This window comes from Streptomyces sp. NPDC034670, assembly GCF_055574875.1.
Genome location: NZ_JBVITR010000021.1, coordinates 1 through 6892 on the forward strand (window position 1 = coordinate 1; position 6892 = coordinate 6892).

4 protein-coding genes are annotated in these 6892 nt (G+C 74.4%); 1 reads left to right on the plus strand and 3 read right to left on the minus strand.

The window, feature by feature from the left end; genetic code table 11:
• Positions 1 to 764: maltotransferase domain-containing protein (locus tag ACZ56B_RS16375; RefSeq protein ID WP_468790375.1), on the minus strand; the 764-nt coding region annotated here is incomplete at its 3' end.
• An 885-nt stretch (positions 765 to 1649) separates the two neighbouring features.
• Here ACZ56B_RS16375 and ACZ56B_RS16380 point away from each other — a divergent pair.
• On the plus strand, positions 1650 to 4268 hold the full coding sequence (locus ACZ56B_RS16380; RefSeq protein ID WP_468790377.1) for a glycosyltransferase family 1 protein: 2619 nt from the start codon (positions 1650 to 1652) through the stop codon (positions 4266 to 4268).
• Positions 4269 to 4305: 37 nt separating this feature from the next.
• Here ACZ56B_RS16380 and ACZ56B_RS16385 read toward each other — a convergent pair whose 3' ends face one another.
• On the minus strand, positions 4306 to 4827 hold the full coding sequence (locus tag ACZ56B_RS16385; RefSeq protein ID WP_468790379.1) for a DUF1990 family protein: 522 nt from the start codon (positions 4825 to 4827) through the stop codon (positions 4306 to 4308).
• 69 nt (positions 4828 to 4896) lie between these two features.
• The gene (locus ACZ56B_RS16390; RefSeq protein ID WP_468790381.1) at positions 4897 to 6552 is read right to left on the minus strand and encodes a M4 family metallopeptidase; all 1656 of its coding nucleotides are present in this window, start codon (positions 6550 to 6552) and stop codon (positions 4897 to 4899) included.
• Positions 6553 to 6892 lie beyond the last annotated feature (340 nt).

Genomic DNA, 6892 nt, shown 5'->3' on the forward strand with positions numbered 1-6892 from the left:
CAGGCGCCGTACAGCGCCCGCTCGCGCTCCACCAGCAGCGGCAGCGGCTCGCTGCTGGTCACCAGCTCCCGCAGCGGGTACCGCGCCAGCACCGCGCGCACCTGCGGCGTCAACGCCGCCGCCAACCGGGACGCGGCCGGACGGCTCTCGTCGCGCAGGGCGTCCACGGCGGCGAGCAGGAGGCCGCGCGCGTCCGGCTCGGGCACCCCGGCCGCCGCCCGCTCGTACAGCAGGGCGCCCTCCTCCAGGACCACCTCCGTGTCCAGACCGGCGGGGATCTTGACCTCCGCGTGGTGCCGCCAGGTGGTGACCGGGTCGCCCCAGGCCTCCACGGCGTACGTCCACAGCCCGGGCGCGTCGGGGGTGACCTCGGCCCCCCACCGGTCCGTGCCCGGCGCGAGTTCCCGCATCGGCGTGAACGGCCCCCGGCGTCCCTCGGGGTCCCTCAGGACGACGTCGGCGGCCACCGCCTCGTGCCCCTCGCGGAACACGGTGGCCGTGACCTCGAACGTCTCGCCCACGACGGCCTTGGCCGGCCGGCGCCCCCGCAGGACCGCGGGCCGGACGTCGAGGACGGGGATGCGCCCCACGGCGGTCGCGGGGGGCGGGGAGGCCGGGGAGGCCGGGGAGGCCGCCTCCGGGCCCGCGGGGGCCGGCGCGGGACCGGTGCCGGCCGAGGGGGGCGGAGAGCTTCCGGCGTCGCGCTCCGAAGGCGTCCGGGCGCCGGGCGTCGGGGGGGATGACGAATGGTGCTTGGCGGGCATGACCGCTCCTGTCCGCGTCAACGTGGGTGGGCGGATGACTGTGGGGAGGTGGGTCCTGCGTGGTGTTCCTGTGGGGTGTACCCGCAGGAGCCTTCCCACCCTATTCGGGTGGGCAATCCGGCACTTCGTTAACTACTCACGCGTATGTCGACATGCGGGACCGGTCCCCTCCGGCCAGGGCGGGACCGGGTCGTGTGGGACCGCTCCCATGCCCGTCGGCGCCCTCGGGCGCCCCGCCCGCCGCGGGCCGCGCGCCGGGCGCCGCGCCGTGCGCCGACCCGGCGCAGCCGGTTCGGCGGACCGGGCCCGCACCCGGTCGCCTTCCCGTTCGCAGCCCCTTTGACCAGGCCCTTCGCCACCTGCACCGGGGCGCCGCGGGGGCCCGGCGAGGTGCGGGGGCACCGCGCCCGCCGCGTGCGGGGCCGCCGCCGGCGTCCCCGCACGGACGGGCCCGCCGGAACCGCTCGCGGCGGGGACCGAGGCGACCGGCGCGCCCGGGGCGAACGGAACGGGGACCGATCCGTGGCGGGAGAAGGCCGGTTTCTTGCCCCGCCCGCCGGCCGCGCCCGCCACGACCGCCCGCCGCGCCCCGCCGCCGGGTACGGCACGGCCGGCCGCTCCCTCGCCCGCGGGGCCGCGGACCGCGGGCGGCGCCCGGCACGGGACGGCACGCCCGGCCGGCGGCGCCTCGTGCGGGGGTGCAGCGCCGCGAGGACGCCCACGGGGGGCGGAATCGGCCATATCCGCTATGAGGCGAATCGTTTGGGTAGGCGTACGGCGGACCCCGTGTCCGCCGGCTTCCCCCGCGGACCGTACCCGCGCCGGTACTGTCGGCAGCGATGCCCGGACGCACACCGCGTCTTTCACGACCGCGCGAGGTGGAATGTGAAGGCGATCCGTCGATTCACCGTCCGACCCGTCCTCCCCGACCCCCTCCGGCCCCTCGGCGACCTGGCCCGCAACCTGCGCTGGTCCTGGCACGCCGGAACCCGCGACCTGTTCCGCTCCGTCGATCCCGGGCGCTGGGCCGCCTCGGGCCGCGACCCGGTACGGCTGCTGGGCGGTGTGTCGCCCGCGCGCCTGGCCGAGCTGGCCGGGGACCGCGACTTCCTGGACCGCCTGGAGGCGGCCGCGGACGACCTGCACGCCTACATGACCGGTGACCGCTGGTACCAGGCCCAGACCGACCGGCTGCCCGCCGCCGTCGCCTACTTCTCCCCGGAGTTCGGCATCACGGCCGCCCTGCCGCAGTACTCCGGCGGCCTCGGCATCCTGGCCGGCGACCACCTCAAGGCCGCCAGCGACCTCGGCGTCCCCCTCATCGGCGTCGGCCTGCTCTACCGGCACGGCTACTTCCGCCAGTCCCTGTCCCGGGACGGCTGGCAGCAGGAGCACTACCCCGTCCTCGACCCCAACGAGCTGCCCCTGGAGCAGCTCAGGGAGCCCGACGGCACCGCCGCCCGGATCGCCCTCGCCCTGCCCGGCGACCGCTCGCTGCGCGCCCGCGTCTGGACCGCCCAGGTCGGCAGGGTCCCGCTGCTCCTGCTGGACTCCGACATCGAGGAGAACGACCTCGGCGCGCGCGGGGTGACCGACCGGCTCTACGGCGGCGGCAGCGAGCACCGGCTGCTCCAGGAGATGCTGCTCGGCATAGGAGGGGTCCGGGCGGTACGCGCGTACTGCGGGCTCACCGGGCACCCCGAACCCGAGGTCTTCCACACCAACGAGGGCCACGCCGGCTTCCTCGGCCTGGAGCGCATCGCCGAACTGCGAGCCGCGGGAATGGACTTCGACGCGGCGCTGGAGACGGTCCGGGCGGGGACGGTGTTCACCACCCACACGCCCGTCCCGGCCGGCATCGACCGCTTCGACCGCGAGCTGGTCGCCCGTCACTTCGGCCCGCACGCCGAACTGCCGGACATGGAGGTCGACCGCATCCTCCGGCTCGGCAGGGAGACCTACCCCGGCGGCGAGCCCGGCCTGTTCAACATGGCCGTGATGGGCCTGCGCCTCGCCCAGCGCGCCAACGGCGTCTCCCTGCTGCACGGCGACGTCAGCCGCGGGATGTTCGCCGGACTCTGGCCGGGGTTCGACCCGGACGAGGTGCCCATCACCTCCGTGACCAACGGCGTCCACGCGCCCACCTGGGTCGCCCCCGAGGTGTTCCGGCTCGGCGCCCGGCAGATCGGCGACCGGCGCGCCGAGGAAGCCCTGAGCGTCGGCGACTCGGACCGCTGGGACTCCGTCGCGGACATCCCCGACCGGGACATCTGGGAGCTGCGCCGGTCCCTGCGCGAGCTGCTGGTGACGGAGGTGCGCGAGCGGCTGCGCGCCTCCTGGCGCCAGCGCGGCGCCGCGACGGCCGAGCTGGGCTGGATCGACGGGGTGCTCGACCCGGACGTGCTGACCATCGGCTTCGCGCGGCGGGTCCCGTCGTACAAGCGGCTGACGCTGATGCTGCACGACCGGGACCGGCTGACGGACCTGCTGCTGCACCCCGAGCGGCCGGTGCAGATCGTGGTCGCGGGCAAGGCGCACCCGGCGGACGACGGCGGCAAGCGGCTCATCCAGGAACTGGTCCGGTTCGCCGACGACCCGCGCGTGCGGCACCGGATCGTGTTCCTGCCCGACTACGGCATGGCGATGGCGCAGAAGCTCTACTCCGGCTGCGACATCTGGCTGAACAACCCGCTCAGGCCGCTGGAGGCGTGCGGGACCAGCGGGATGAAGGCCGCGCTCAACGGCTGCCTCAACCTGTCCGTGCGGGACGGCTGGTGGGACGAGTGGTTCCAGCCCGACTTCGGCTGGGCGATCCCCACGGCCGACGACATCGGCACCGACCCGGAGCGGCGCGACGCCATAGAGGCCGCCGCCCTGTACGACCTGCTGGAGCGGCGGGTGACGCCGCGCTTCTACGAGCGCGGGCAGGACGGGCTGCCGGACCGCTGGATCGAGATGGTGCGCCGGACGCTGAGCCTGCTCGGCCCGAAGGTGCTGGCCGGCCGCATGGTCCGCGAGTACGTGGAGCGCCTGTACGCGCCCGCCGCCCGCGCGCACCGCGCGATGGACCCGGACACGGCGCGCGAGCTGGCGGAATGGAAGACCCGGGTGCGCGGCGCCTGGCACGGGGTGAGCGTGGACCACGTGGAGACGTCCGCGACGAGGGCCACCGCGGAACTCGGCACCACCCTCGCGCTGCGGGTCCGCGTGGACCTCGGCGCCCTCGGCCCGGACGACGTCGAGGTGCAGGTGGTCTCCGGGCGGGTGGACGAGGAGGACCGCATCACCGACGCGACCGCCGTGCCGCTGAAACCGGCGGGCGCCCCCGACCCGGAGGGCCGCTGGGTGTACGAGGGTCCGCTCTCGCTCGACCGCACGGGCCCCTTCGGCTACACGGTCCGCATCCTGCCCGCTCACCGGCTGCTGGCGTCCGGCGCGGAACTGGGCCTGGTGGCGGTACCGTCGCAGGACCTGGTGGAGGCGGCGGGGCTGCTGATGCGGTGAGACGCCCCGCCGGGCCCCGCCCCGCCGGGGCGGGGCCTCAGTACTCCTCGAGGCCCCTGGTGGCCAGGCGGCGCAGGACCGTTCCGCAGCGGCGGGCGTAGGCGTGCTGCAGCCCCCGGGTCGCCGGGCCGCCCGCCCGCGCGTACCAGCGGGCCGGCTTGCTGAACGCCTCGACGGTCAGCCACACCGTCCCGTCGCCCGTGCGGTCCACGACGAAGGACTCCTCGCCGCACTCGGGGTGCCCGGCCAGCGTGCCGTACGCCCAGCCGGCCCTCCGGGCCTCCTCCACCGTCCAGACCACCCGGCAGGGCGCCTTGACGACCCCGGCGAGGGTGATGGTGACGTCGACCCCGGGCGCGGCGCGGTCCGCGCCGGCGTCGACCCCGACCCCCAGTTCCCGGTGCAGCTCCCAGGTGAGGACCGCCTCCGCCGCCCGGCGGAAGACCTCCTCGCCCTCACCGAGGCGGGTGCGCACGTGCATCGGGTGGAAGCCCGGTGGACAGAAGCCCGGTTCACGGGTCGCGCCGACGTGGTCGTAGGTGAAGTCCGCCGAAGACATGGGACCCAAGGGTAGGGCGGCACCAGGAACAGTTTCCTCCGGGGTGCCGCCCGTGTCGCCGGCGTCCGCTCAGCCGACGTTGACCGCGGTCCAGGCCGCGGCGACCGCCTTGTACTCGGTGCTGCCGGAGCCGTACAGGGCCGACGCCGCGTTCAGGGTGCCCGTGCGGGCCGCCTTGTAGTTGGTCGTCGAGGTGAAGTACGTGGTCAGTGCCTTGTACCAGATCTGCAGCGCCTTGGCGCGGCCGATGCCGGTGACGGCGGAGCCGTTGTACGTCGGCGAGTTGTAGGTGACGCCGTTGACGGTCTTGGTGCCGCTGCCCTCGGCCAGCAGGTAGAAGAAGTGGTTCGCGGGGCCCGAGGAGTAGTGCACGTCGACCGAGCCGAGGCCGGAGGACCAGTAGTCCTTCGAGGCGCCGTCCTTGCTGGGCCTGTCCATGTGGCGCAGCGGGGTGCCGTCGCCGTTGATGTCGATCTTCTCGCCGATGAGGTAGTCACCGGGGTCGGAGGGGTTGTTGGCGTAGAACTCCGCGCCCGCACCGAGGATGTCGCTGGTCGCCTCGTTGAGGCCGCCGGACTCGCCGCTGTAGACCAGGCCCGCGGTGTTGGAGGTGAGCCCGTGGCTCATCTCGTGCGCGGCGACGTCCAGCGAGGTGAGCGGGTTGACGTTGCCGGAGCCGTCGCCGTAGGTCATGCAGAAGCAGCTGTCGGACCAGAAGGCGTTGACGTAGTTGTTGCCGTAGTGGACCCGGGAGTAGGCGGCCCTGCCGTCGTTCCTGATGCCGTTGCGGCCGAAGGTGTTCTTGTAGAAGTCCCAGGTGACCTGGGCGCCGTAGGCGGCGTCCACGGCCGCGGTCTGGTCGCTGGAGGAGCTGGAGGCGGTGCCGGTGCCCCACACGTCGTCCGCGTCGGTGAACAGGGTGCCGGTGCCGGAGGTGCCGCGCGCCAGGTTGTAGGTCCGGTGGCCGCCGCGGGTGGGGTCGTACAGCTGGTACGTCGAGCCGGACTTGTAGGTGCCCAGGGTGACCGTGCCCGAGTACAGGCCCTTGCCGGTCCCGGTGTGGACGCCCTGCCACTCGTGGAGCTTCTCGCCGGTGGCGGCGTCGGTGATCACGTGCAGCTCGTTCGGGGTGCCGTCCTCCTGGAGCCCGCCGACGACCGTCTCGTAGGCCAGGACCGGTTCGCCGCCGGCCGCCCAGACCACCTTGCGGGGCGCCGAGTCCGCCTCGGTCCGCTCCGAGCCGGCCTCCTCCGCGGCGGCGAGCGCCTGCTGCTCGGCCCTGCCCGCGGTGACCTTCGGCGTCACGGTGGGCACCTCGACGGCCGCCTCGACCGCCTTGGTCACGCCCGTGGTGGCGCCGGCGGCCGACTCGTGCACGACCAGGTCGCCGCCGAGCACGGGCAGGCCGTCGTAGGTGCGCTCGTAGCGGGTGTGGACCGCGCCGTCGGCGTCCTTCACGACGTCCTTGACGACCAGCTTCTCCTTGGCGCCGAGGCCTATCTCGTCGGCGGTCCCGGCCGCCGACGCCTGCTGCTCCCGGATGAGGGAGGCGCGGGCGGTGTCGGACAGCAGCAGCGGGACACCGGCCCGGGCGGGCTCCTTCGCGGGGGCGGGGCCGGCGGCCGCGGTGCCGGCGGTCAGTCCGGTGGTGAGCAGGGCTCCGGCGGCGACGGTGGTGGCGACGGCCAGGGCGGTGCGCCGGCGACGCGCGTAGAGGGGAGTCACACGAGCTCCTTGTGTGCAGTGGGGGTGCCCGGACGGCAGGGGGGCCGGCCGGGGTGGTCGTGCGGTCGTGCGATGAGCGAAGGAAGACTGACACTGGCGACGCGTACATGTCAGGGGGGTCCGGTGATGTTGGCCGAAAGTGATCGAAGGACTGGACGGCGTGCCCGGGTGGAGCGGCTTGACCTCGGTAAAGGCCCAACCCACGGGGTGTATGGGCTTGGCAAAAAGGAGCGGCGTTCCGGGGGGGGTCGCACCCTCCCCGCCCGGGCCTCCTTGCGCGGTGCCCCCCCAAGCGAAGTTGGTCCCCAATCCTTTCTTTCTTGAGGTTCTCGGTACCTAC

What these genes read in the sequence shown, in the direction of transcription:
- ACZ56B_RS16385 (WP_468790379.1), bottom strand. Translation starts at nt 4,827, where the DNA reads ATGTCTTCGGCGGACTTCACCTACGACCACGTCGGCGCGACCCGTGAA.